The organism is Pseudomonas sp. HOU2 (assembly GCF_040729435.1).
GTDB lineage: Bacteria > Pseudomonadota > Gammaproteobacteria > Pseudomonadales > Pseudomonadaceae > Aquipseudomonas.
In genome coordinates this window covers 3,668,628-3,689,862 of the sequence record NZ_CP160398.1, presented here as the reverse complement: position 1 = coordinate 3,689,862, position 21,235 = coordinate 3,668,628, and the positions used below count along the sequence as shown (strand labels likewise).

General features: G+C 59.6%; 26 protein-coding genes and 1 tRNA gene. 13 read left to right on the top strand and 14 right to left on the bottom strand.

Annotation, left to right across the window (positions count from 1 at the left end; all coding sequences use genetic code 11):
- Window positions 1-19 precede the first annotated feature (19 nt).
- Genes ABV589_RS16730 through ABV589_RS16720 form a run of 3 tightly spaced genes read left to right on the top strand, consistent with a single transcriptional unit; the run spans window position 20 to window position 1,104 of the window.
- Complete coding sequence (locus ABV589_RS16730; protein WP_367082598.1) at window positions 20-433, top strand: hypothetical protein; 414 nt, start codon at window positions 20-22, stop codon at window positions 431-433.
- 6 nt (window positions 434-439) lie between these two features.
- A complete protein-coding gene (locus tag ABV589_RS16725; RefSeq protein WP_003220723.1) occupies window positions 440-892 on the top strand; it encodes a hypothetical protein in 453 nt (150 codons plus the stop codon).
- Window positions 893-936: 44 nt separating this feature from the next.
- Complete coding sequence (locus tag ABV589_RS16720; protein ID WP_179294949.1) at window positions 937-1,104, top strand: hypothetical protein; 168 nt, start codon at window positions 937-939, stop codon at window positions 1,102-1,104.
- Between the two features lie 96 nt (window positions 1,105-1,200).
- Here ABV589_RS16720 and gabP read toward each other — a convergent pair whose 3' ends face one another.
- The gene (gene gabP / locus ABV589_RS16715; protein ID WP_007961696.1) at window positions 1,201-2,592 is read right to left on the bottom strand and encodes a GABA permease; all 1,392 of its coding nucleotides are present in this window, start codon (window positions 2,590-2,592) and stop codon (window positions 1,201-1,203) included.
- A gap of 552 nt (window positions 2,593-3,144) precedes the next feature.
- Between gabP and ABV589_RS16710 the strand changes: the two genes are divergently transcribed.
- The 8 genes from ABV589_RS16710 to ABV589_RS16675 all read left to right on the top strand — a co-directional run bounded on the left by ABV589_RS16710 (window position 3,145) and on the right by ABV589_RS16675 (window position 9,319).
- Complete coding sequence (locus ABV589_RS16710; protein ID WP_007961695.1) at window positions 3,145-3,918, top strand: ABC transporter ATP-binding protein; 774 nt, start codon at window positions 3,145-3,147, stop codon at window positions 3,916-3,918.
- Window positions 3,919-3,931: 13 nt separating this feature from the next.
- On the top strand, window positions 3,932-4,681 hold the full coding sequence (locus ABV589_RS16705; protein WP_007961694.1) for an ABC transporter substrate-binding protein: 750 nt from the start codon (window positions 3,932-3,934) through the stop codon (window positions 4,679-4,681).
- Window positions 4,682-4,758: 77 nt separating this feature from the next.
- On the top strand, window positions 4,759-5,454 hold the full coding sequence (locus tag ABV589_RS16700; protein WP_007961693.1) for an ABC transporter permease: 696 nt from the start codon (window positions 4,759-4,761) through the stop codon (window positions 5,452-5,454).
- Window positions 5,451-6,140 (top strand): ABC transporter permease, encoded by a 690-nt coding sequence (locus ABV589_RS16695; RefSeq protein ID WP_007961692.1) that lies wholly within the window; start codon window positions 5,451-5,453, stop codon window positions 6,138-6,140. Before ABV589_RS16700 ends, ABV589_RS16695 begins: the two co-directional genes overlap by 4 nt.
- Entirely contained in the window at window positions 6,121-7,356 is a 1,236-nt protein-coding gene (locus tag ABV589_RS16690; protein ID WP_367082596.1) for a methyltransferase, read from the top strand. The genes ABV589_RS16695 and ABV589_RS16690 overlap by 20 nt, the downstream gene beginning before the upstream one ends.
- 419 nt (window positions 7,357-7,775) lie before the next feature.
- Window positions 7,776-7,851, top strand: a tRNA-Thr gene (locus ABV589_RS16685).
- Window positions 7,852-8,444: 593 nt separating this feature from the next.
- Window positions 8,445-8,849, top strand: a complete 405-nt coding sequence (locus ABV589_RS16680) for a hypothetical protein (RefSeq protein ID WP_367082594.1) — start codon at window positions 8,445-8,447, stop codon at window positions 8,847-8,849.
- A 47-nt stretch (window positions 8,850-8,896) separates the two neighbouring features.
- Complete coding sequence (locus ABV589_RS16675; RefSeq protein WP_367082593.1) at window positions 8,897-9,319, top strand: response regulator; 423 nt, start codon at window positions 8,897-8,899, stop codon at window positions 9,317-9,319.
- A 333-nt stretch (window positions 9,320-9,652) separates the two neighbouring features.
- Here ABV589_RS16675 and ABV589_RS16670 read toward each other — a convergent pair whose 3' ends face one another.
- Window positions 9,653-9,895: a hypothetical protein gene (locus ABV589_RS16670; protein WP_367082591.1), complete on the bottom strand. Its 243-nt coding sequence runs from the start codon at window positions 9,893-9,895 to the stop codon at window positions 9,653-9,655.
- Window positions 9,896-10,011: 116 nt separating this feature from the next.
- Here ABV589_RS16670 and ABV589_RS16665 point away from each other — a divergent pair, with 116 nt between their 5' ends.
- Window positions 10,012-10,200, top strand: coding sequence for a hypothetical protein (locus tag ABV589_RS16665; protein ID WP_367082590.1), 189 nt, complete (start codon window positions 10,012-10,014; stop codon window positions 10,198-10,200).
- Between the two features lie 9 nt (window positions 10,201-10,209).
- The gene (locus ABV589_RS16660; protein ID WP_367082588.1) at window positions 10,210-10,506 is read left to right on the top strand and encodes a hypothetical protein; all 297 of its coding nucleotides are present in this window, start codon (window positions 10,210-10,212) and stop codon (window positions 10,504-10,506) included.
- A 54-nt stretch (window positions 10,507-10,560) separates the two neighbouring features.
- Here the strand turns inward: ABV589_RS16660 and ABV589_RS16655 are convergent, their stop codons facing one another.
- The 12 genes from ABV589_RS16655 to ABV589_RS16600 all read right to left on the bottom strand — a co-directional run bounded on the left by ABV589_RS16655 (window position 10,561) and on the right by ABV589_RS16600 (window position 21,190).
- Window positions 10,561-10,932 carry a hypothetical protein gene (locus ABV589_RS16655; RefSeq protein ID WP_367082587.1) on the bottom strand — a complete coding sequence of 124 codons (372 nt, stop codon included), beginning with the start codon at window positions 10,930-10,932 and terminating at the stop codon, window positions 10,561-10,563.
- Entirely contained in the window at window positions 10,929-11,426 is a 498-nt protein-coding gene (locus ABV589_RS16650; protein WP_367082585.1) for a type II toxin-antitoxin system antitoxin SocA domain-containing protein, read from the bottom strand. The genes ABV589_RS16655 and ABV589_RS16650 overlap by 4 nt, the downstream gene beginning before the upstream one ends.
- Window positions 11,427-11,709: 283 nt before the next feature.
- Window positions 11,710-12,681, bottom strand: coding sequence for a hypothetical protein (locus ABV589_RS16645; protein WP_367082583.1), 972 nt, complete (start codon window positions 12,679-12,681; stop codon window positions 11,710-11,712).
- A complete protein-coding gene (locus ABV589_RS16640; protein WP_367082582.1) occupies window positions 12,654-13,358 on the bottom strand; it encodes a hypothetical protein in 705 nt (234 codons plus the stop codon). Before ABV589_RS16640 ends, ABV589_RS16645 begins: the two co-directional genes overlap by 28 nt.
- Window positions 13,355-13,900, bottom strand: a complete 546-nt coding sequence (locus tag ABV589_RS16635) for a DNA-binding protein (RefSeq protein WP_367082580.1) — start codon at window positions 13,898-13,900, stop codon at window positions 13,355-13,357. Before ABV589_RS16635 ends, ABV589_RS16640 begins: the two co-directional genes overlap by 4 nt.
- Window positions 13,897-14,820, bottom strand: a complete 924-nt coding sequence (locus tag ABV589_RS16630; RefSeq protein WP_197869369.1) for a hypothetical protein — start codon at window positions 14,818-14,820, stop codon at window positions 13,897-13,899. Before ABV589_RS16630 ends, ABV589_RS16635 begins: the two co-directional genes overlap by 4 nt.
- Window positions 14,817-15,524 (bottom strand): hypothetical protein, encoded by a 708-nt coding sequence (locus ABV589_RS16625; RefSeq protein WP_367082579.1) that lies wholly within the window; start codon window positions 15,522-15,524, stop codon window positions 14,817-14,819. The genes ABV589_RS16630 and ABV589_RS16625 overlap by 4 nt, the downstream gene beginning before the upstream one ends.
- Window positions 15,525-15,532: 8 nt before the next feature.
- Window positions 15,533-17,191 (bottom strand): phage tail protein, encoded by a 1,659-nt coding sequence (locus ABV589_RS16620; protein ID WP_367082577.1) that lies wholly within the window; start codon window positions 17,189-17,191, stop codon window positions 15,533-15,535.
- Between the two features lie 9 nt (window positions 17,192-17,200).
- Complete coding sequence (locus ABV589_RS16615) at window positions 17,201-17,725, bottom strand: phage tail protein (RefSeq protein ID WP_085649253.1); 525 nt, start codon at window positions 17,723-17,725, stop codon at window positions 17,201-17,203.
- A complete protein-coding gene (locus tag ABV589_RS16610; protein WP_367082576.1) occupies window positions 17,722-18,894 on the bottom strand; it encodes a baseplate J/gp47 family protein in 1,173 nt (390 codons plus the stop codon). Before ABV589_RS16610 ends, ABV589_RS16615 begins: the two co-directional genes overlap by 4 nt.
- Window positions 18,891-19,208, bottom strand: a complete 318-nt coding sequence (locus ABV589_RS16605) for a DUF2590 family protein (RefSeq protein ID WP_367082575.1) — start codon at window positions 19,206-19,208, stop codon at window positions 18,891-18,893. Before ABV589_RS16605 ends, ABV589_RS16610 begins: the two co-directional genes overlap by 4 nt.
- Window positions 19,205-21,190 carry a phage tail tape measure protein gene (locus ABV589_RS16600; protein WP_367082574.1) on the bottom strand — a complete coding sequence of 662 codons (1,986 nt, stop codon included), beginning with the start codon at window positions 21,188-21,190 and terminating at the stop codon, window positions 19,205-19,207. Before ABV589_RS16600 ends, ABV589_RS16605 begins: the two co-directional genes overlap by 4 nt.
- Window positions 21,191-21,235 lie beyond the last annotated feature (45 nt).

Genomic DNA, 21,235 nt, shown 5'->3' with positions numbered 1-21,235 from the left:
ACGCACGACGGAACACACCATGGCCTCCGCCAACAAGCAGCAAAAACGCGCCGCCCGGGCAAAGACCAAGGCCAAGCAAAACCGCAGCAAACGCGCCGAGGCGCCGGTCGAACTGGACCCGAACGATGACCGTATCGACTTCGAGTCGGTGGACCTGACCGAGCTGTTCAAGAAAATGATCGACGCCGAGAAGATCAGCCAGCAAGCCATGTGCACCGCGTTCCTCGAAGACCCACTGCTGGAACTGGTCTACGAGCAGGAAGGCGAAGAAGGCGCGATGGATTTCATCCTCGCCGCGCTGATCGAGTATCGCCAGTGGTCGCAAGAAACCGACGAAGCCGGCGCCCTGGCGTGGATCGAATCCCCAGCCTTCCAGGCCGACTATGTGGCGGCGTCCGACGCGATCGCCGCACACACCCAACAGAAGAACTGAGTTCCCATGGCATCCCTGAACAAGCAACAGAAACGCGCCAAACGCGCCAAGGCCAAAGCCAAGCACATCCGCATGGTCGGCCGCAAACCACTGGATCAGGACGACAACCTCGGGCATCTGGACGAGCCGATCCCGGAATACACCCTCGCAATGTTCAGCAAAATGCGCGATGCCGAAGCCGTCAGCCGCAACGAAATGCTGCTGACCCTGCTGCGCGAACTGGCGTTCATCATCGTTGACCATCCAGAGCTGCTGGACATGGAAAACGCCGAGAATGAAGGCATGGCCGCCACCCACCTGGCCGCCGACATGCTGATCGACTACCGCATGTGGGCCGACGGCATGGACATCGAAACCGCCCAGGCCTGGCTGACCGAGCCACAGTTCATCACCGATTTCGGGATTGCGCTGGATACTTATGGCAAGTCGCTGGAGGACAGCGCCCCCAAAGCCGAGTAACTTTTTGCACCTGACATTCACGCACGATCAAAAAAGGAGGTCAGGTGAAGAAGACAGCTTCATGCAAGGATGGACAATTGCCGAAATCAGAAGACTCAGCTGCGACCCTTCAAAGCAAAACCGTTAAAACTCCCAAGGAAACAACTTGGGATGAATGGTTCGACGAAGAGAAAGGCAGCTCAGACTTTATGCTCTTGCGAGAACAAAGCTGATTACGGATATGTGGCGATGTTTCGCCACCTGCAGCACAAACAAAAACGGCCGCTCGTCATCACTGATAGCGGCCGTTTTGCATTACGCGTTACGGATCAGTTCAACACCACCGCACCACGGTTTTCCAGCTTGCGGCGGCGCGCCACCAGCAGGCCGGCGGCGACTACCATGAGGCTCAGCAGGCCGGTTGCGAGGATTTCCACGCGGTGGGCTTCCTGAAAAAGCATGATGGTCAGCGCCGCGACGATGAAGATGATCACCGCGTAGGTCAGGCCCGGGAACAGCCACATGCTGAAGACGATTTTCTCGCCGCGGGCCATGCGTTGTTTACGCATGCGCAGTTGCGAGAACGCGATCACCAGGTACACCAGCAGCGCGATGGCGCCGGAACTGGCCAGCAGGAATTCGAACACCGCGGCCGGGGCCACGTAGTTGGCGAAGGTGCAGAGGAACGCCGCGCCGGTCGACAGCATGACGGCCCAGTAAGGCGTGCCGCTTTTGTTGACCCGGGTCGACATCGCCGGTGCATCACCGCGCTTGCCAAGGGAGAACAGCATGCGCGACGAAGTGTACAGCGCCGAGTTCAGGCAGCTGGTGACCGCGACCAGCACCACGATGTCGACGATCATTTTCGCGTTCGGGATGCCCATGCGCTCAAGCACGGTCTGGTAGGAACCGAGGTTGGCCAGCGTAGGATCGTTCCATGGCACCAGGGCCACAACGATGAAGATCGATACCAGGTAGAACAGGCCGATCCGCCAAATAACGGAGTTGGTGGCCTTGGAGATCTGCTTGCCCGGGTTCTTCGATTCCGCGGCCGCGATGGTCACGATCTCGGTTCCCATGAACGAGAACATGGTGGTCAGGATTGCGCCCAGCACCGCGCCCATGCCGTTTGGCAGGAAACCGCCGGAGTCGAACAGGTGCGACACGCCGCTGACCTGGCTGTTCGGCAGGAAACCGAAGATTGCCGCGAGGCCAAGGATGATGAAGCCGATGATCGCCAGGACTTTGATCAGGGCGAACCAGAACTCGAATTCACCGTAGTTTTTTACGCTGAACAGGTTGGTGACCGTCAGCAGCATGGTGATGATCAAGGCGAAGGCCCAGATCTCGATCCCCGGGAACCAGGCATGGAGGATGGTCGCAGCGGCGTTGGCTTCCAGCGGAATCACCAATACCCAGAACCACCAGTACAACCAGCCGATGGTGAAACCGGCCCAGTGCCCGATGGCACGGTCGGCGTATGTCGAAAACGAGCCGGTGTCGGGCGAGGCGACAGCCATCTCACCGAGCATGCGCATTACCAGCACCACCAGAGTACCGGCGGCGGCGTAGGCCAGCAGCACGGCGGGGCCGGCGGCAGCGATCGCGTGGCCGGAGCCAACGAACAGACCGGCGCCGATAACACCGGCGATCGACAACATGGTCACATGACGCGGTTTGAGCCCCTGTTCGAGGCCATTGGAGCTTGGGGTACTGCTCATCGAAACTACCTTTGCGAGGAAAGCGATTGCGTCCGTCCTGTCTGGTTTTCCTTCTCGTAAAAAGAAACCAACGGGGCGTTCCAGATTCTGCACGCAATAAATGCGCCAAAATGTTTCAAACTCTTCTGCTCCGCGGCTTTGCGCGCGACCGGACAGTCATCGCAAGTCCTTGAGATTAATGGCTATTCGCCAGAGCGTTACCCTGCGACTCACTTTTCAGACGAATCAGCGCACCAGAAACACACTGAAAAAGTGTGGGATGCACAATTAAAGGGCGAATCGTGTACGTTCAGCCGGATAGCGCTTCCAACACCCCGCCAAAGCTGGCAACATCGCGCCTTTTTTTACGCAACGCCCTCGGGTTTTCACGATCAAACACCCGTTCGGTTGTTGATGGGGCGACAGTCTGCTGTGCCGATGCGACAACCTGCCACACGCCATCCGCTTACCGCCCGTAGCGCTGTTGGCTGCCATTGAAACGCTATGCTAGCTTGGCCGCCTCGCCAGGAAGGCCCGCCAACAGCAGGAGCGCAACATATATGAGGAACGCACATGGCTGAGGCCACGCCCGCGCTTGAAATCCGCAACTTGCACAAACGCTACGGACAGCTTGAGGTGCTCAAAGGCATCTCGCTGACCGCCCGCGACGGCGATGTGATCTCGATCCTCGGTTCCTCCGGTTCCGGCAAGTCCACGTTCCTGCGTTGCATCAACCTGTTGGAAAACCCGCACCAGGGTCAGATTCTGGTGGCTGGTGAAGAACTCAAGCTCAAGCCCGCCAAGAATGGCGAACTGGTTGCCGCTGATGGCAAACAGATCAACCGCCTGCGCTCCGAGATTGGTTTTGTATTTCAAAACTTTAATCTGTGGCCGCACATGAGCGTGCTCGACAACATCATCGAAGCCCCGCGCCGCGTGCTCGGCCAGAGCAAAGCCGAGGCCATCGAAGTCGCCGAAGCGCTGCTGGCCAAGGTCGGCATCGCCGACAAGCGCCATGCCTACCCGGCGCAATTGTCCGGTGGTCAGCAACAACGCGCGGCGATTGCCCGCACGCTGGCGATGCAGCCGAAGGTGATTCTGTTCGACGAGCCCACCTCCGCCCTTGACCCGGAAATGGTTCAGGAAGTACTTAGTGTCATCCGCGCACTGGCCGAAGAAGGCCGTACCATGCTGTTGGTGACCCACGAAATGGGCTTTGCCCGTCAGGTCTCCAGCGAAGTGGTGTTCCTCCACCAAGGGCTGGTGGAAGAGCAAGGATCGCCTCAGCAGGTGTTCGAAAACCCGCTTTCGGCGCGCTGCAAACAATTCATGTCCAGCAACCGCTAACGGAGCAACATGCATGCAGAATTTTAAAAAGGTCTTCCTGGCCGCCGCCGTCACCCTCGCCTTCAGCGCCGGTGCCATGGCCGAGACTCTGAAGATGGGCATCGAAGCGGCTTACCCGCCGTTCAACAACAAAGACGCCAGCGGCAACGTGGTCGGCTTTGACAAAGACATCGGCGACGCCCTGTGCGCCAAGATGAAGGTCGAGTGCAGCGTTGTCACCTCCGACTGGGACGGCATCATCCCGGCACTGAACGCCAAGAAGTTCGACTTCCTGGTCTCCTCGCTGTCGATCACCGAAGAGCGCAAGGGCGCGGTGGACTTCACTGACCCGTACTACTCGAACAAGCTGCAGTTCATCGCGCCGAAAAACGTCGACTTCAAAACCGACAAGGATTCGCTCAAGGGCAAAACCATCGGTACGCAGCGTGCGACGCTGGCCGGTACCTGGCTGGAGGACACCTATGGTGACGATATCAAGGTCAGCCTTTACGACACCCAGGAAAACGCCTACCTGGACCTGACCTCCGGTCGTGTCGATGCCATCCTCGCCGACAAGTACGCCAACTATGACTGGCTGAAAAGCGACGCCGGCAAGAACTACGAGTTCAAGGGCGACCCTGTCGTGGAAAGCGACAAGATCGGCATCGCCGTGCGCAAAGGCGATCCGCTGCGTGAGAAGCTGAACGCCGCCCTGAAGGAAATCGTCGCCGACGGTACCTACAAGAAGATCAACGACAAGTATTTCCCGTTCAGCATCTATTGATCTGACCTGCGGGACCGGCGCCGTGATCCGACGGCGCCGGCTCCCGGCCTTGCCTGCCGCGATTTGAATAGAAATCCATGATTATCGACCTCTACGGATTCGGCCCGGCCCTCGCCGCCGGTGCGCTGATGACCGTCAAACTGGCGCTGACGGCCCTGTGCCTGGGACTGGTGCTCGGTCTGCTCGGCGCCTTGGCCAAGACTTCCCCGTACAAGCCGCTGCAATGGCTTGGCGGTACTTATTCGACCTTGGTGCGTGGCGTCCCGGAATTGCTCTGGGTGCTGTTGATCTACTTCGGTACGGTCAACCTGATGCGCAGCCTCGGTGAGTTCTTCGGCAACCCCGACCTGCAACTCAGCGCCTTCGCTGCCGGCGTGATTGCGCTGGGCCTGTGCTTCGGCGCCTACGCCACGGAAGTGTTTCGCGGCGCGATCCTCGCCATTCCCAAGGGCCATCGCGAAGCGGGTGTGGCGCTGGGCCTGTCGAAATGGCGGATCTTCACCAAGCTGATCATGCCGCAGATGTGGCGCATCGCCCTGCCCGGCCTGGGCAACCTGTTTATGATTCTGATGAAAGACACCGCGCTGGTGTCGGTGATCGGCCTGGAAGAAATCATGCGTCACGCGCAGATCGGCGTGACCGTGTCGAAACAGCCATTCACCTTCTATCTGGTGGCGGCAGTCATGTATCTGGGCCTCACCGTGCTGGCGATGACCGGCATGCACTTCCTGGAAAAACGCGCCGCTCGCGGCTTTGCGAGGAGCGCTTCATGAACTGGGAAGTGATCATCAAGTGGCTACCGAAACTGGCGCAGGGCGCGACCCTGACCCTGGAACTGGTGGCGATTGCCGTGATTGCCGGCCTGTTGCTGGCCATTCCGCTGGGCATCGCCCGCTCTTCGAAGCTGTGGTACGTGCGCGCATTGCCCTACGCCTACATCTTCTTTTTCCGTGGCACGCCGTTGCTGGTGCAACTGTTTCTGGTCTATTACGGCCTGGCGCAGTTCGATGCGGTGCGCAACAGCGCACTGTGGCCGTACCTGCGCGATCCGTTCTGGTGTACCACCGCGACCATGACCCTGCACACGGCGGCGTACATCGCCGAAATTCTGCGCGGCGCGATCCAGGCGATTCCGCCCGGCGAAATCGAAGCGGCACGAGCGCTGGGCATGTCCAAGCCCAAGGCGATGTTCTACATCATGCTGCCGCGAGCGGCGCGCATCGGCCTGCCGGCCTACAGCAACGAAGTGATCCTGATGCTCAAGGCCAGCGCACTGGCGAGCACCGTGACCTTGCTGGAACTGACCGGCATGGCCCGCACGATCATCGCGCGCACCTACCTGCCGGTGGAAATCTTCTTCGCCGCCGGCGTGTTCTATCTGCTGATGTCCTACGTGCTGGTGCGCGGCTTCAAGCTGCTGGAGCGCTGGCTGCGCGTCGATGCCTGCCAAGGGCGTTGAAACTTCCCACGTGCTGACGGGCGAGGCCCTACTCGCCCGCTTCACCGCGCTGGATGCTTTTTTGCTTGAGCATCAGGCGCTGTGGAAACCTCGTCCATTCACTCATCGTTCGCTTCCATGGGAAACCGCCTACCCCGAATTGGCTTCCTGGCTACGCGGACGATCGCTGGAAGATGCAGAGCGGGCGCATAACCACCCTGCCGACCTCATCGATGCCCCGGAGCCGTTCGCTGCATTGGCGGCGCTGTCGACTGAGCTGAGCGCGGTCGGTGAATTGCCGGGACATACGCTGGAAACCCCAGGACATCGATTGAACGTCGATGTGCCGGGGCGCAAGTGGCTGCAGATCGAAGCCTTCGCCAGTCGCTTGTCTTTCGCCTCGCCGCCGGCGCATTGGCTGGACTGGTGTTCCGGCAAAGGACATTTAGGTCGGCGTCTGTTGGGCGCGGGACAACAACTGACTTGTGTCGAATACGATCCGGCGTTGGTCGCCAGTGGTCAGGCCCTGAGTCAGCGTCATCATTTGCACGCCCTGCATGTCGAGCAGGATGTGCTGTCCGCAGATGCGGCCACAGTGTTGAGCGCTCATCACACCCCCGTCGCCCTGCACGCCTGCGGCGATCTGCATGTGCGCCTGATGCAACTGGCAAGCGCTGCCGGATGTCAGCAGATGGCCATCGCCCCGTGCTGCTACAACCGGATCAATCGCAACGAGTACCAGGCCTTGTCCTCAGCGGGTTTGCGATCCGCCCTACAGCTCTCGCTCGAAGATCTGGCGCTGCCCATGAGCGAAACCGTCACCGCCGGTGCAAGAGTCCGACGTCAGCGCGACACCTCCATGGCCCGACGCCTGGCTTTCGATTTGCTGCAACGGCAGGTACGTGAAGTAGATGAATACCTGCCCACCCCGTCCCTGCCCAGCGCCTGGCTGGACAAACCTTTCGCCGATTACTGCCGCGATCTGGCTGCATTGAAGGAGTTATCCACAATCGGCACGCCAGATTGGCAGGCACTGGAAGCCGCTGGTTGGCAGCGGTTGGCCGAAGTTCGCAACCTGGAATTACTGCGCGGACTGTTCCGACGACCGCTGGAGCTTTGGCTGAATCTTGATCGAGCCATTTTCCTCGCCGAACGGGGATACGTCGTACGCCTCGGCACCTTCTGCGACGCACCGCTGACGCCGCGTAATTTTCTGCTGCTGGCCGAGCGCGCTTGAAATCTTTACAGCCTGTGGATAACTCTGTTGATGGTTTTCCCGTGGATCCAATATTCACGGTTGTTAAACGCCTGCAACAGAACTGGTCATTTTTTATTCACATGAATAAAAAACCTGTAAAACAGGGCTTTGCGCACAAAATGAGAACGTGTCCACAAAATCCCCTGCAACGCCGCCATAGCGCCGGTCCGTTGTGCATAAGCTTCCAATCAAAAGGACATAAACGGCTGAAATAGGTGCTTGAACGGTGCGGAAATCCTGCCAACACTCGCATGCTGGATTGACGTCGAACAGCCCGATTTTGCGGCTTGAGACCCAATGACACAGCCCACACCGCACCTGATCCAGCGCCTGCGTAAAAATAGTCTGAATTCAGGGGTTTACAGAACCAACCCAATCGCTATAATCGTCGCCCACACGCCGGTATAGCTCAGTTGGTAGAGCAACTGACTTGTAATCAGTAGGTCCCGGGTTCGATTCCTGGTGCCGGCACCATACAAAACAAGGGCTTGCAGCGATGCAGGCCCTTTGTTTTTGCGCTACACGTAACAAGCCACGTAACAAGCGTCCTGATCGATTCCCTACGCGGATCTTTCGAGTACGCAGCCAGGCATGCAGATGGTCTTCGACTCACACATTCAGCGAGTCCAGCGCCCGGCCGTTTCTGAAGGTCGCGCCTAAAATTTGTGACCCCGCGAAAAAAGAGTAATAAAGGTGATATGCCTTCCGAAAATTCGCTGCAAGCCACGTCCTGTAAGGCCCTCAGCGGTTTCTAAAAAGGTGATATTTGAGTGATATAGAAGTAATCGTATTACTCTTTTATAAGGTGATATTTCAAAATCACCAAACCCAATGAAACCGGGGGTTTGGCCGAAATATCACTTTTCATATCACTTCATATTACTTTTCCATGTGATATCGGAACCCCAGTAAAACCGGGGCGTCCAGCGCGTTTTTCCCGCCGTATTACCTTTATTACTCTTTTTGAAAAGCCCTCCCCATTCCCGAGAACAAATCTCATCTACAGACGTACTCCTGTGCGCCGTTTAGACTCGCGTCTTGATATCTCAAAATGCCGGGAATTCCATATGATTCGCCTCACCAAAGAGCCAGCCCTACCAAAGATCGATGTAGTGAAGGAAGGCCGTTACTGGCGGCTAGACTGGGATTATCAGGAAGCACCCGAAAGCAAAGTGTTACTCACCAAAAGAGAGTTTCTAGACGGGTACGTTTGCGGCCTGCTTGACTCAGTAGGAGTTTCAGCAGGTGGAATCTGCCGCCCCTCAGCTCGCACAGGGACAGTCAAGAAATTGAGCGAAGAAACGGCTCAGCACCTGAGCAAGTTACTCACAGACTTGCTGCACTCGCACGTTAAAGCAGAACACCGTCGCCTGCTGAATGCAGCGGAAGTCGAGGACATGATGAGCGGGGGCAAAATGGAAGGCGGTACAGATCACAAAATAGGTATGACCCTCGAACGACAAACGTCCTAAGCTGTCCTTTCGATACAGTGAAATTCTGACGATTAAGGAAGCGCCTGGTGAATGTGAATTGGGAGGGTTTGCTGCCGATCGAGGGGCTGGTCATCGTTGTTGAGGATGACCCTACCCTTCGCGGACTTATGGCGGACATCTTGGCCGATATCGCCGCCGACGTTATAGAGTTTGGGACAGCCGACGACGCGCTGACCTACCTACTCGAGCACCGAGGGGAATGCTCCCTCGCAATAGTTGATCACGGGTTGCCTGGGCAAATTCAAGGCGCGGAGTTTATCGAGCTAGCCAAGACCCGTTGGCCCGCGATCGCCACAATCCTGACGTCGGGATATTTGATCGAACCAGCAACCGTGCCATCGGGGACTATTTATCTTCACAAGCCATGGTCGATGGACGACTTTGTGAACTCCGTAAGTGCCCTACTGCAGCCTGGTCATGGTTCGACATGCACGACCGCGGAATCGTAGGTTCAACCGTGAGTAACTATCAGATCGTTGCCTTTGCCATCGCGATGACCATCACGTGGGCCGCATTAGTCGCTTGGATTATGTCGTTGTATTGGTAGCTGAAAGGTTGTGAAAAACTCGACTTGGTCTTAAACCCTTAGCGCCCTTGGGCTGACGCCTGATTCTCACCGTCGAACACTGAGTTCGCACACCCCTCAAATTCGATGCGTAAAGAATTTGAAAATTGCTCAAGCGGCTATTTTTCTGACCGTCCCCCTTACAGGCCGGGGTTTTCAGGATCGCCTACCCATCCCGCTCACCTCGCCAGGGTTTGCAACTCAGCTTCATTTTTTTTCAAAAGTTTGCATCGCGTGCAAATAACACCCGCCCCCCACAGCCCCCAGGCGGCTTGTCTTGCAGGCTCGTTTGCACCGCTTCAGGTTTTGCACAAAAAAATGACGCAAGGCCCGTCGGCGGGAGGGGGATAAGTGCTTTTTCATCTGTTTTTTTCGCGGCGCCGAGATTTTCCCAAGGCAGCACAGCGATGGGCATCAGGGTGCTGATGCCGTCAGTCGCCTTGGTGATGTAGGGGTACAAGTCCGTCGATATACTGTTCGGATATACAGTAATTGAGAGGGTGGGCACATCCGATGAAAAGAGAGTCTGTGGGAGCCGTAAACGCGAATTCCTCTGCTATAGCGCAATGGCAGGTCATGTTGCGCGATGAAGTGGCGTTGCTTGCAATGCCCGGTGCCCATCACAAAGCATTGCTCCGACAAGCCCACGCGCTACATCAAGGCCGAGTGATTGATGCTGACGGCCTAAGTGACTTTCTGGAGTTGGCTGATTCGGCGCTGGCCTACGCGGTCGAATCACTACTCGATCTCAAAGCTGAAGAGTAGGGGGGCAGTATGCGTGTACTGGTCACTCCTATGCGTTTGCGTGGTATCGCGCTCGAACCACAGGAGCGGCGCCGCTATCCGGCGATCCGCGGCAATGTCATGGTCAACTCTACTGTTTGCCACGAATTAGGCCGGGCGGCCAACGTTGCCCGTGTTGACGTGGGAATGCCGCTAGACCCCGACCCTCTGCCTCCTTTGCTTGACGCAACACTGGCGGGGATGGCTGTAACTGGTTTCGTATTGAGTGGAATCGAATACATCGACGGCTGTGCTTATGCACAGTCTTGGTGGTGCCGAGAGGGGTAGGCCAAGCCTAGGCAAAAAAAAGCCCACAACGTGGGCCTTTTAGTTCGTACGTCATTACTTTTTAGTCGCGGAACCAAACACGAACCCCAGCGCCGAGGTGGTTAGCCCGTACAGCCATTTTCTTGCTTCGCTTAGCTCGGGTGATTCTGTGATACCAAAACTCCCCACGATCAACAAAGCGGAAATACCGATAACAAAACCCGCAATGTTCGTTGGGGCTGCTGTATTGGTTGCTCCCCAAAACTTACCCAACCACCCCAGATTCTGCTGGTTGTGCTGAAGCTGAAAGTGCTCTTTACCGTTGGCAAAAAAAGCGTTTTCGTCATTCCCCGAACCGGTAGTCTGTCGCGAAGCGGGTTCAGCATTCGGATCAATTTGAAGGGATCCAAGCTTCCGCGTATCCGGCGTCGCTTCATCCGAATTCAAGCTTGAGCCGCCTGTTGTGTTTTTTGCACCGCTTCCTTGAAGTACGAGGCAATTTTAGGGAACGGTATATCGACGCCCCGCATACCCTTGCATTCACTCCAGGTGGTGTCCCACGGTGTACCAGTAGCGTGGGTCATTTCAGACAAACGAATACCCGAGTACTGGCCGTAGCTGTTAAACACGTTCTGGAGAAAAGTTCGGATATCCGGATCCGCAGGCGGCGATGCTTCACGGACACCTAAAGCGTCATATTCGAAAGCCTTACCCTCGATCGTCCCCGATCCGAAACGCTTAAATTCGTGGTAAAGGGATGGAATCACGGGGCCATACTGCCAAGCCTCCACCGCCTCGTTGATTAGTGGACGATCGGTGTATCCCGCGTACCATCCATGCGCGTAATAGACCAGCTTCTGCAGCTTCATCGGGCTAATAGGCTGCCCGCTGGCTTTGGCCAGTTCCAGGAAGTAATTAGCAATCGATTTAGCACTGAACACGTCGTCTTCCTCCATGTACAAGGATGGGGCACTCTTCTACAGATAGTGACTCTCACCCAAAAAACAACAAAAGCGCCCCGGAGGCGCCCTACTCATACCTTGACTGAATGATGTCAAACCTACCCAGCCAGGCCTTGAGCTTATCGTCGTGAACACTCGTTCCAGCGCCGATAACCCCCTTTCGGGTGCGAGTGCAGTATTGCTTAGCACTGCGTATCACGCAACATTGTCAGCGCTAAAAAAGGGTTAAATTCTGTATATATATCCAGATGTATGCAGAGACCTACCCGATGATCGGTTTCAGCTGTGCTGAGCGTCCCTTCGCGCTAGCCGCGTTTGCAGTGAATGCTCCTGCGTTATCGGGAGCCGGCGTTGCACCGTGCTTGTGCGCTGCAATCTGCGCATTCATCTGTTCCAACAGATCGAGCACTTCGCTGACCACTTGAAACAAATTCACACTTTCCGAGCCGATCCAGTTTTTCGGCGCCTGCAGACGCTGCCCTTTGCTGGAAATGCTTTGGCGCAAACCCTCGATCCGCTCCTGCATATCACCGCCTACCGTGGCGTTGTGCTTCTGCCCCACTATCAGGTTCAGATCCCGGCCGGTCGCCTGGTGCAGATCATCCACCGCCGCCAGGCTCGCGGATCCTCCTGACAGCAGCTTGAGCGCGCCCAGCGCCTCGATCGTCTTCACACCACCGACAGATTCGGTTGAGTGATCATCAACCGCCCGTGTGTGGCTCTGGAACTGCTCGCGATTGTCCAGGGCTTCAACCTCACGCTCGATCGCCTGATCCCGGATCTTTCCGTCTGTCTGGCGTAGCCAGTTACCGTCAGCGTCGACACGCTGTTGGGCGGCGCCGCTGTGCTGCCATACCTGGTCGCCTTTCGGCACCTTGGGCATGCTCAGGCCGTGCGGCAAGATCGATTGAATGTAGGGCTTGTTCGGCAGACCGTATGCGAAACACACCACCACCCGCGTGCCTTCCTCCGGAAAGGCGTAAATGCCCATTTCCTCGCCGCCGGTGGGCAGTGGCAACGGCACGCCGGTCAACGGCGGCATGCCCGGATCTGGCGCGTCATCGGCGCCCAGGACTTCAATGTCGACCGCGTAGCGCGGACGGAAGTCGTCGCAGATCCCGGCATCCGCCGGGGCATCGGCCACGGCGATGACGCGGGCGAAGCGTGGCAGGTGGTAACCACCGGTGAGTTCGGGAAATTGGCGCTCTACAGCGCGGCGGATTGCGTCTTCCATCGGATTGCCATCTGGTCATTGGCGAGTGCCACACTGGTGACACGTTCGCCGGCGTTGATCGTTGCACCCGGTCGCAGGCCAGGAAGGGCCGCCACCATTGCGCTCTGGTTGCCCTGGTAGCCGTCGAACAGCTCCGTGGGGATCTGCAGCGCCGCCCGGGCGCCAAAAAAACTGTCGGCCCAGCTGCCCGCGAACACTTCGCCGTTGCCCAGCTGGTGCCAGGTGAAGTCGGGAATACTGAATACTCGGGCCAGGCTATCCATGGCCTGGTATCCGGCAGCAAGGCTGTAGAAGTACGGTGCCTTCACGCCGGCGTAAGGCCGATCGGGAACGCGAAATCGCAGGCCCGTCTGCTCGCTGATGGCAGCCAGCACAGCGCGTAGATCGACATGACGCAGGTTCAACGGCAACGGGTTGGCCAGCACAGCAGCCAGCTCACGGCAGAACAGCACCTGCTCTTTGGCATTGGCGGCGGTGCAACGCTCGACGTAGCCGATGAAGTGGCGCTGCAGCGTGCGGTCGTTGTAGCCGATATCCAGCGTCACCAAGCCTTTCAGCGGCTCAGCAGACTGAACGGTGAAGTTCGCCCGCCCTGGACTGGTGGCGTCCAGCCGAACGTCTTCCTTGACCAGGCAAACAGGCGCGCCATTGATCGACAGAACCTTGTGCAGTTTCACGTCTGCTCACTCCCCAGCCACTTATCCACGCGGCCCAGCACCTTTTCAAAGCCGCTCAGTTCCGGGTTGTCGCTCGAACCTGAGCCGCCCCCACCTTCGCCCACCGCGTTGCCCGGGGCGCTCTGGGCGTCGACCTTGTTGCCAGCGCGTCGACCCTCGACCTTTTCCGGGTTCGATTCGCGCTCGCTGAGGGTGAATTGCACCAGCCAGGCTTTCAGGTTGTCCGCCTCCCGGGCGCTGACGCCTTCGGAGAACTCCACCTGGCGCACGCCGAAGGCCTCGGCGGTATCGTTCACGACGCGGTACAGATGCAACTCCCCGCCGCTCGCCGTGGCTTCGGCCAGGCGCATCAAGTCAGTCAGTTGCACCCGATCAACAAAGGGAATCATCAGCGAAACGGCCAGCGTCTTGGGCTTGAAGCCCTTGTGGGCCTTGTCGGTGTTGCTGGTCTGCCCCGACATGTCGCCGCTTTCGATGCGCAGATTGCCGGTGACCTTGAGGTTTTTCCCTTGGACTTTTTGCCCGTCGAGTAACAGCGTCATAGCCCCACCAATTCCTGTACAAAACTCAGACCTTCCTTGGTGCCGACCAGCAGCATTCCCGCGCACTGCACCCACTCATGCCCCGGTGCGTCGCCGCTCAGCAGCTCCTGGCGCAGCTCGCTGGAGTTGCCGGGGCCGATCAGACGTGCGCGGATGCTGACATCCGGATTGCCCTCGGCCAGTAGGTTTTTCAGGTCGGCTAGTTGTTGATCTCGGCCCTGTTGCTGGGCGACCTTGCGAGCGGCCAGCGCTGCCAGATCGCCCAGCGGCGAACTGTCGGCGGCGTAGCCCTCCAGCACGGCCAACTGGCCGGCCATGGACTGTTTCGCGGCCTTGACCACCGTGCAGCGCTCCAGCGGCAGGGTCTGCCAGCGCGGGAGTGGGCCGGCGCCGGGGATCTCCCACTTGTCGCTCTCAAGTTTCATCAGGTGCTGGGCGCGCCGCTCCGTGCGCACCAGGTCGGGAATCGGCAGTAATGCGTTGAATCGGGACAGGCCACTGGCCAACTGTTCCAGGCGCGTGCCCAGGAACAGAATCGACAGCGCGTATTGCGGCCCCGCCGGACGCCCGGAGTCGGTCGCGTCTTCCAACTTTCTGGCCAGGTGTTCCAAAACGTTCGGCGCCGACAGGAAACGCTGGTAGCCCGTGCCCTGGCCGATACCACTCTGGAATGGCGTCACCACCAGGCACGCCGGCACCTGGCCCAACTGTTCAGCCAGCGCCGCCCGACCGGCTTCAATGGCGCCTTTCGCGGCATCGCCGACCGGCCCCGGGTTGGTGCTGGCCAAACCTTCCAGACCTGCCACCCGCTGGGCGGTGCTGACCAACTCGCCCGTGGCCAGATCCTTGGCGGCGGACAGTCCACCCATCCACTGCGTGGCCTGCTCCGGCCAGCGCATCGTCACCGGTGCCCAGGTCATGCCGGCGGCGTCCAGGTGATGGCTTTCATCGCCTTGAGGTCTTTGTCTTTCAGCGCGCTGGCCACCGCCTGACGCAGCGTCTCGGCCTGTTGCTGCGCCGCCTGCCGAAACCGCACCAGGTCATGACTGACCTTCTGCAGTTGGGCGATCGTGTGCGGTCTGAAGGCCAGCACCTGGTCGGCGTCGTAGCATGGGTAGGTGTCGTCCATCCCCAACAACACCTGACCGTTCAGGTTTACCTGGTCATCAATCGCGCTGCTGTAGCGGTACACCTCGCCCAAGGCGCTGGAGTTGAATCCGCCGGCGATGTACGCCGCGCAGTCGGTGGCGATCGCCTGCAGTTTTTTGTCCCGAAGTGCGGTCAGCACGGCATCGATGTCATCAACCCATTCGCTGCCCTTCCAGATCTGGTTCGGCCCGGGCTTTTTCATGGTGAAGCCTGCCGGCACCGGTTCGAAGCCTTCGAGCGTGCGCGGCTCGCCGGTCGCGGTGCTGTACACCACCACGCCGCCGAAGTAGTCCACCAGCTGCCATGCTTTGCCATTCCACCAGGCGGCTTTATGTTCAGGGATAGCCGGCGGCGCTGTTTCTACGCAGCCGCCCGGGATCATGTACACGCCAGGCTCCAGCGGCGATTCGTCAGCGGTCACTGTGCCCACCAGGATTCCCAGGTGGTTGGTCTGATAGACGACTTTCTCGGTCATGCTCGATCTCAATACTTGATGCAGTAGAAAAGGGCCAAGTTCCTAGGCCGGGTTTCAGTGCCGCCGGCGGCGGCGACGGTGATGCCGTGGGTGTGCGCACCACCTCCACCCACGCCGACGTTGTGGGCGTGGTGGCCGGCAGCGTCCATACCGATGTTGTGCGCGTGCGCGCCAGCCCAGGACGTTTCGTGAGCGCCACCTGATTGCTGTACCGAGTTGAGGCCGCCTGCGCCCTGGCCGATACCTGGCGAACTCGGCGCGGAGTGGTTGTGTGCGCCCTGGGCGTCTGTCCAGGTTCGGTGAACGTGGTTGCCCTGGGCGTCTGTCCAAGCAGCGTGAAGGTGGTCACCCACCGCTGCAGCAGACGCGGTGTGCGCGTGGGAATGGATCATCATGTCCTGATAGACGCCGAACGCACGGCCCGGGTCGAGGCCGCGCCCGTCGTCCCAGCCGCGAGGGAACAGGCCGCGCATATCGGGCAAGTTGAACGTGGTTGTTCCGTCGCCGGCGCCGTAGTGCGTACCTAACCATCCAAACAGCCGCGGATAGGCCGTGCGCGAAACCGCCGCACCGTTGCATTTCAGCCATCCCGGCGGGGCAGCAGTCATTGCAAACGCTGCCACCATGCCGGTCATCGAGTCGTCGACCTGCTTCTGCAGCTTGTTCAACGCGGCCGTGGTGGCAAGGATTTCGCTGCTGTTGGTGGTCGGGTCATCGCTCTTGGCGTTGGGCAGGTTGCCCAGATCCACGTCTTCTTTGGTCGTACCCCGGGCGCGCAGGTTCGCGTAATCACCATCACGCGCCGCGAAGTGTTGAATCAGCGGCCCGGCGATTGATTCAGGCTGACGGGCGTCCCAGAAAGCCGTTGGCGATGTGTAAAAGGCGATCGGCACGCAGTAATGGCGAACGCCGGCCGAGTCGGTGTAATCGGACTTCTCGCCGTAGACGACTTTCCACGTTGCCACCCGATCGTTCAGCTGTCGCTCCAGGCAGACGTCGAGGGTGATTGTCCCGGCAGGAATGACACCGGTGAACGGCCATGGGGTTGTCATCGACACCCGAATGCCTTCGATGTACGCCGTACCGGCTCCCAACTGAAACCCGTTTTCGCTCTTTCCAAACGCCAGTGCATTGCCGAAAAAACAGGCACGACCGTACATTTCACGATTGCTCAGGCGCTCGCGCTCATCGATCCCGGCCAGGCGCACAGTAAAGTCATGCTGCCAGGTACTGGCATCGATGGTGATGCCGGTCAGCGCCTGGGCGCCGTCGAACGCCACCAGAAAGTTGCGCGTGACGTTGTTGCCGATCTGCAGCGGCGGGATGTTCTTGCGCTTCTGCTGCAGCGGGACGTAGGAGACGGCAAACAGCAGGCCGTCCGCGTCCTCGAGGCCGACCCAGTTGAAGTCCCAGTCGCCGATGTCGGAACCGAGCTGGGCGCTGTAGACAACTTGGTTCGGATTCACAAATCCCCGGTTTTCCTCGGGGATGTCGTAGACCTGGACAATCTGGCCCGCCGGCGGTTTGCCAGCGGCGCGATCCACCGGCGTTTCGGGATCAAGCCCGGGCACGTTGGCGAAGATGAATTTCGTCACAACCAGGGGCTTTTTCTGGCTTTGTTTCAGGGCGATCTGGCTTTCGCCGGCCAAAGTGATACTGGCGCTCACGGTGCGCTCCTACAGGCTGGCGACCAGCGTTTGCTGGTCGTCGTTGAAGTCGATCAGGCCGATTTGCAGGCCCACGGGGGTAATGGTCACGAAGTCATAGCGCCGGCAGGTGCGGCCGTACTGCTGGATCAGCACACGCAACAACTCCGGATTGAGGGACAGCTGCGCGTTGCTGAACTTGAGCAGCACCACGTCCCAGTCACGCCCGGGCTGGCGTTCCTCGATCTCCACATAGCCGACGCCCAGGCGCTCGAAAATGCGCTTCATGCCGGCAGTGCTGCCGGCGTCCACTGAGTTGATGAAGGCGAATTTCACGCGCAGGCGGAACAGGGCTTCCGGTTCACCGGTGAAGCGCGTCACGTCACGCTGCCAGGCCCACAGTTCCAGAATGGCCAGGTGGCAGGTGTCGGGATCGATCTGCAGGTAGGGCCAGCGCAGCCAGCTGGTGACGGTTTCCCACCAGGACTGTGCAGCGGCCAATAACTTCGACAGCTCGGTGCCGCCGAGCCAGAAAGGCAACTTGAGCTTGGTCATTGCGCCGTCACCTTCAACTGGCCCAGGCGTGGAATGTTCAGCCCGCTGATGATGTCCTGACCGGGTAGAAACCGCAGGGACGCGATGTCCTCGAACTGCTGGTGAATCTCTTCACTGAGCCGGCTGTAGCTGAAACGTGATTGCGGATAGGTCAGCGTCGGCTGGTAGTCCGTCGCGGTGCTTTCTCGAAAAGCTGCGCGCACGAACAATTCCACCTCTTTCACCAGGGCAGCGATCCGCTCGGCGCCTAAGTTGGGCTTGGGCCACAGCCACAGCGTCACGGTCGCCGGGACTTCGGGCATGACCATGGCCATCAGATCGTCGCCGTGGCCATGGTTGCCTTGGTCGCGGATGTGCGCATTGATCTGCTGCAGGTAGGCGTCCGCCGGCACACCCGCATCGAACAGGATGTAGGCATTGGCACTGCCCGGGCCACGGGGCGCGCCGTGTTCGAAATACACACCATCCGGCCGCACGCCCGGGAAGGCGGAAATCATGGCGCGATACACCGCGTCGGTGTGCCACTGGTTGACCGCCGAGAACTGGTTACGCACGCGCAGACGCAACTGGTCGTTGGGTTCCGGATCTGCACCTGGGGATTCCAGCCAACCGTCTTTGTTCACCACCTGGACTATGCCAGGGATCGGCACCGGCAGGATCGCGTAGTACCCCGGCGCCAGGTTGAAGCCACTGCCGGCCTCGACTGCCTCCACGGGAACGTCCAACTGCAGCTGGCCCTGCTGGAACGTCGCCGACGCCGTGGTAACCAGTTTGTAGACGTTGCCATTGATCGCGGCAGACTGCACCACGATCCCCTTTTCCAACTGCAGCACGCCGTCCGGAATGGCCCGGGTGAACAGCAATTTGCCCTTTGCCTTGGTCGCGCCCTTGCGCTCGACGTTGACCGCCCATGCCAGCGTGTCCAGCCAGGCGTCGACCGCCGTTTTCACAAAGAAGTTGGGCAGCACGGTCAGGCACAGGAAATCCAGAAGCCACAAAACCGGCTTGGTCACCAGTGCGGTCATCACTCGCCAGAATGGGGAATAGCTGCTGGTGTTGGCGACTTTCGCGCCCTGGGCTTCAACCTCTTTTTCCCATGCGGCCTTTAGCCCCGCCTCGGTGGTCGGAATGCCGGTATCGGCGATCACCTTTTTGAAATCGACGCTCACAGACTTACCTCAATCGATCCGAATTTGATGGTTTTGGCGGTCACCAGATACACACCTGCCGCCTGCTCGGTGATACGCGCCGTTCCCGGCACCAGGCGCACGTCTTCTTCAACCAGCAGTTCCATCTGCTGGATGCAATCGCGTTGACGCAGGCGATCGCGTTCGGCCACCAGCGTCACCAACAGCCCGCTGTCGCGGATCATGTGGGCGATGTCCTGGGCAATACAGGCACGGTCGTCGACCAGCAGCGGCTGGTGCGACAGATCCAGCGCCAGGTCGTTGTCGACGATGAGCAGATCCACGTACTCGCTCATCCGCCTACCGCCATCGCAACCATGTTTTCCATCTCCAGCGGCGTCATCTGCTTGCCGGTGTGAATGTTCACGTTCTCCACATGCGTGCCCTTGTTCTGGCTGCTGTTGTTGTTCTGGATGCTGGTTAGCAGGCCACCCGGCGGCACCGCCGACGGGCGCGCCGGCGACAGGCTTGGAATGGCCGCGTTGATGGTTTGTTGGGCTTTCTGCGCAGCGTTGGCGGTGTCGGAAGCGCTGGCAGCGGCGTCGACGCCTGGCACCTCGGGCATACCGCCGAAGCGCGTTTCGATGTTCACGCCCGGGATGCTGTTCAGCAGCTCGATCACGCCGTTAACGGCCTTGGTAAAAATGCCGACGATGCTGTCCCACGCGGCCTTGGCCATGCCCGACCAGCCGCCCATGGAGTTAAACCAGTCGGACAGTTTCTGGAGCTTGTCGGCGACGAACTGGAACGCGGCCGTGTTCATCAGGGCGCTCGTCCACTCCTTCCAGAAGTAGACCGCCGCCGCAATGACCGCCACCAGGGCGACGATCCCGACCACGACCCACACCACCGGGTTGGCCAACAGAGCCGCGTTGACCAGCCAGATCGCGCCCTGCCACAGCATCATGGCGCCGCGAATCAGCGCCAGGCCGGCGCTCAGCGTGTAGATCACGGCGACGTAAGCCAGGATGGCCAGCTTCTGCAGGATGAACACCGCGACGGTGCGCAGCCCCATCAGTTGGAAGACTTTCCAGACCGTCAGCATTCCCAACCAGGTCATGCGGGCAATGCCCACTACCATGGTCAGCGCCGACATCGCGGCGACGATGCCCATGATCGTCAGCGCGGTGATGCCGATCACCCGGGTGATGTTCGGGAACAGCTGCGACCAGCGCACCAGCGTTTTGCCGATGTCCACCATCTTGGCCATAAACGGCGACAGCACCGGGATCAGCACCTGGCCGAAAACTACTCGCATGACTTCAACCAGGGACGCCCACTGTTGCCACGGGTCAACCATCGCCCGCGCCATCTGCTCGGCGTTCTCCAGCCCGCGCACCTTGCCCAGTTGCTCGATGCCGTTGCGCAGCCGATCGGTGTCCTTGGCCAGCGCACCGATCACCTGGGCACCTTCGCCGCCGAAGGCTTCCATCAGCTTGGCCCCGGCCGACGCGCTGGTGAGGTCGCCGAACTTGCCTTGAAGCTTGTCCAGGATGGTCATCATCGGCAGCAACTTGCCCTGCTGGTCGGTGAACTTCATGCCGAGCTTTTCGGAGGCGGCGCCGATGTTTTCGAAAAACGCCTTGTACCGTCCGCCGGCGTCGCCGCCTTCCATGGTGCTGCTCAGCGTGCCGATCACCGCCATCTGTTCAGCCAGGTCGACGCCGGAAGTCGTGGCGATCGCCCCGGCTTCCTTGAAGGCGTCTTTCATGGCTGCGCCGCTGGTGCGGAACAGCTGCACCGCCAGCGCCGTCTGGCCGCCGAGCTTTTCGACCCACGCGCCCTTCCCCATCGCATCGGCTTGGGATTTCTGCAGGTTGTAGAGCGTGCCGACGTATTCGCCCATGGTTTCGGCGTCGGTCTTGGTGGCCTTGGCCAGCAGGTTGCTGGTGTTGGTGAAGGTCGCCAGCTGGTTGCCGGCAAGACCCTTAATGGCGCCCTCGATCAGGTACGCCGATGCCACAAAGTCCCTGGCGTTCTCGCCGTAGTTCACCGCGAACTCCAGTGATTTGGCGTTGAGCGCCGACAGCGCGTCCTCGGCTACGCCCAGCGATCGGACATCGCCCAGGGCACGATTGACCTCCAGCGCCGGTTCCATGGATTCGCGAATGGCGACCACGCCCGCCGTCAGACCGCCCAAGCCCAGGCCGATCGTCTTGATGTGCTTTTCGCTTTGATCGGAAAGCTCGGCAAAACCCATTTTCACCTTGCCCAGGGGCGCGGTGACCTTGTCCTGCAAGCTGAGAATGAAAGCCAGGCTGGCGCTACGGTCTGCCAATGTCGTTACCCGTTCAGCGCAAGGGCGATGCCGCTAGCCACGGCA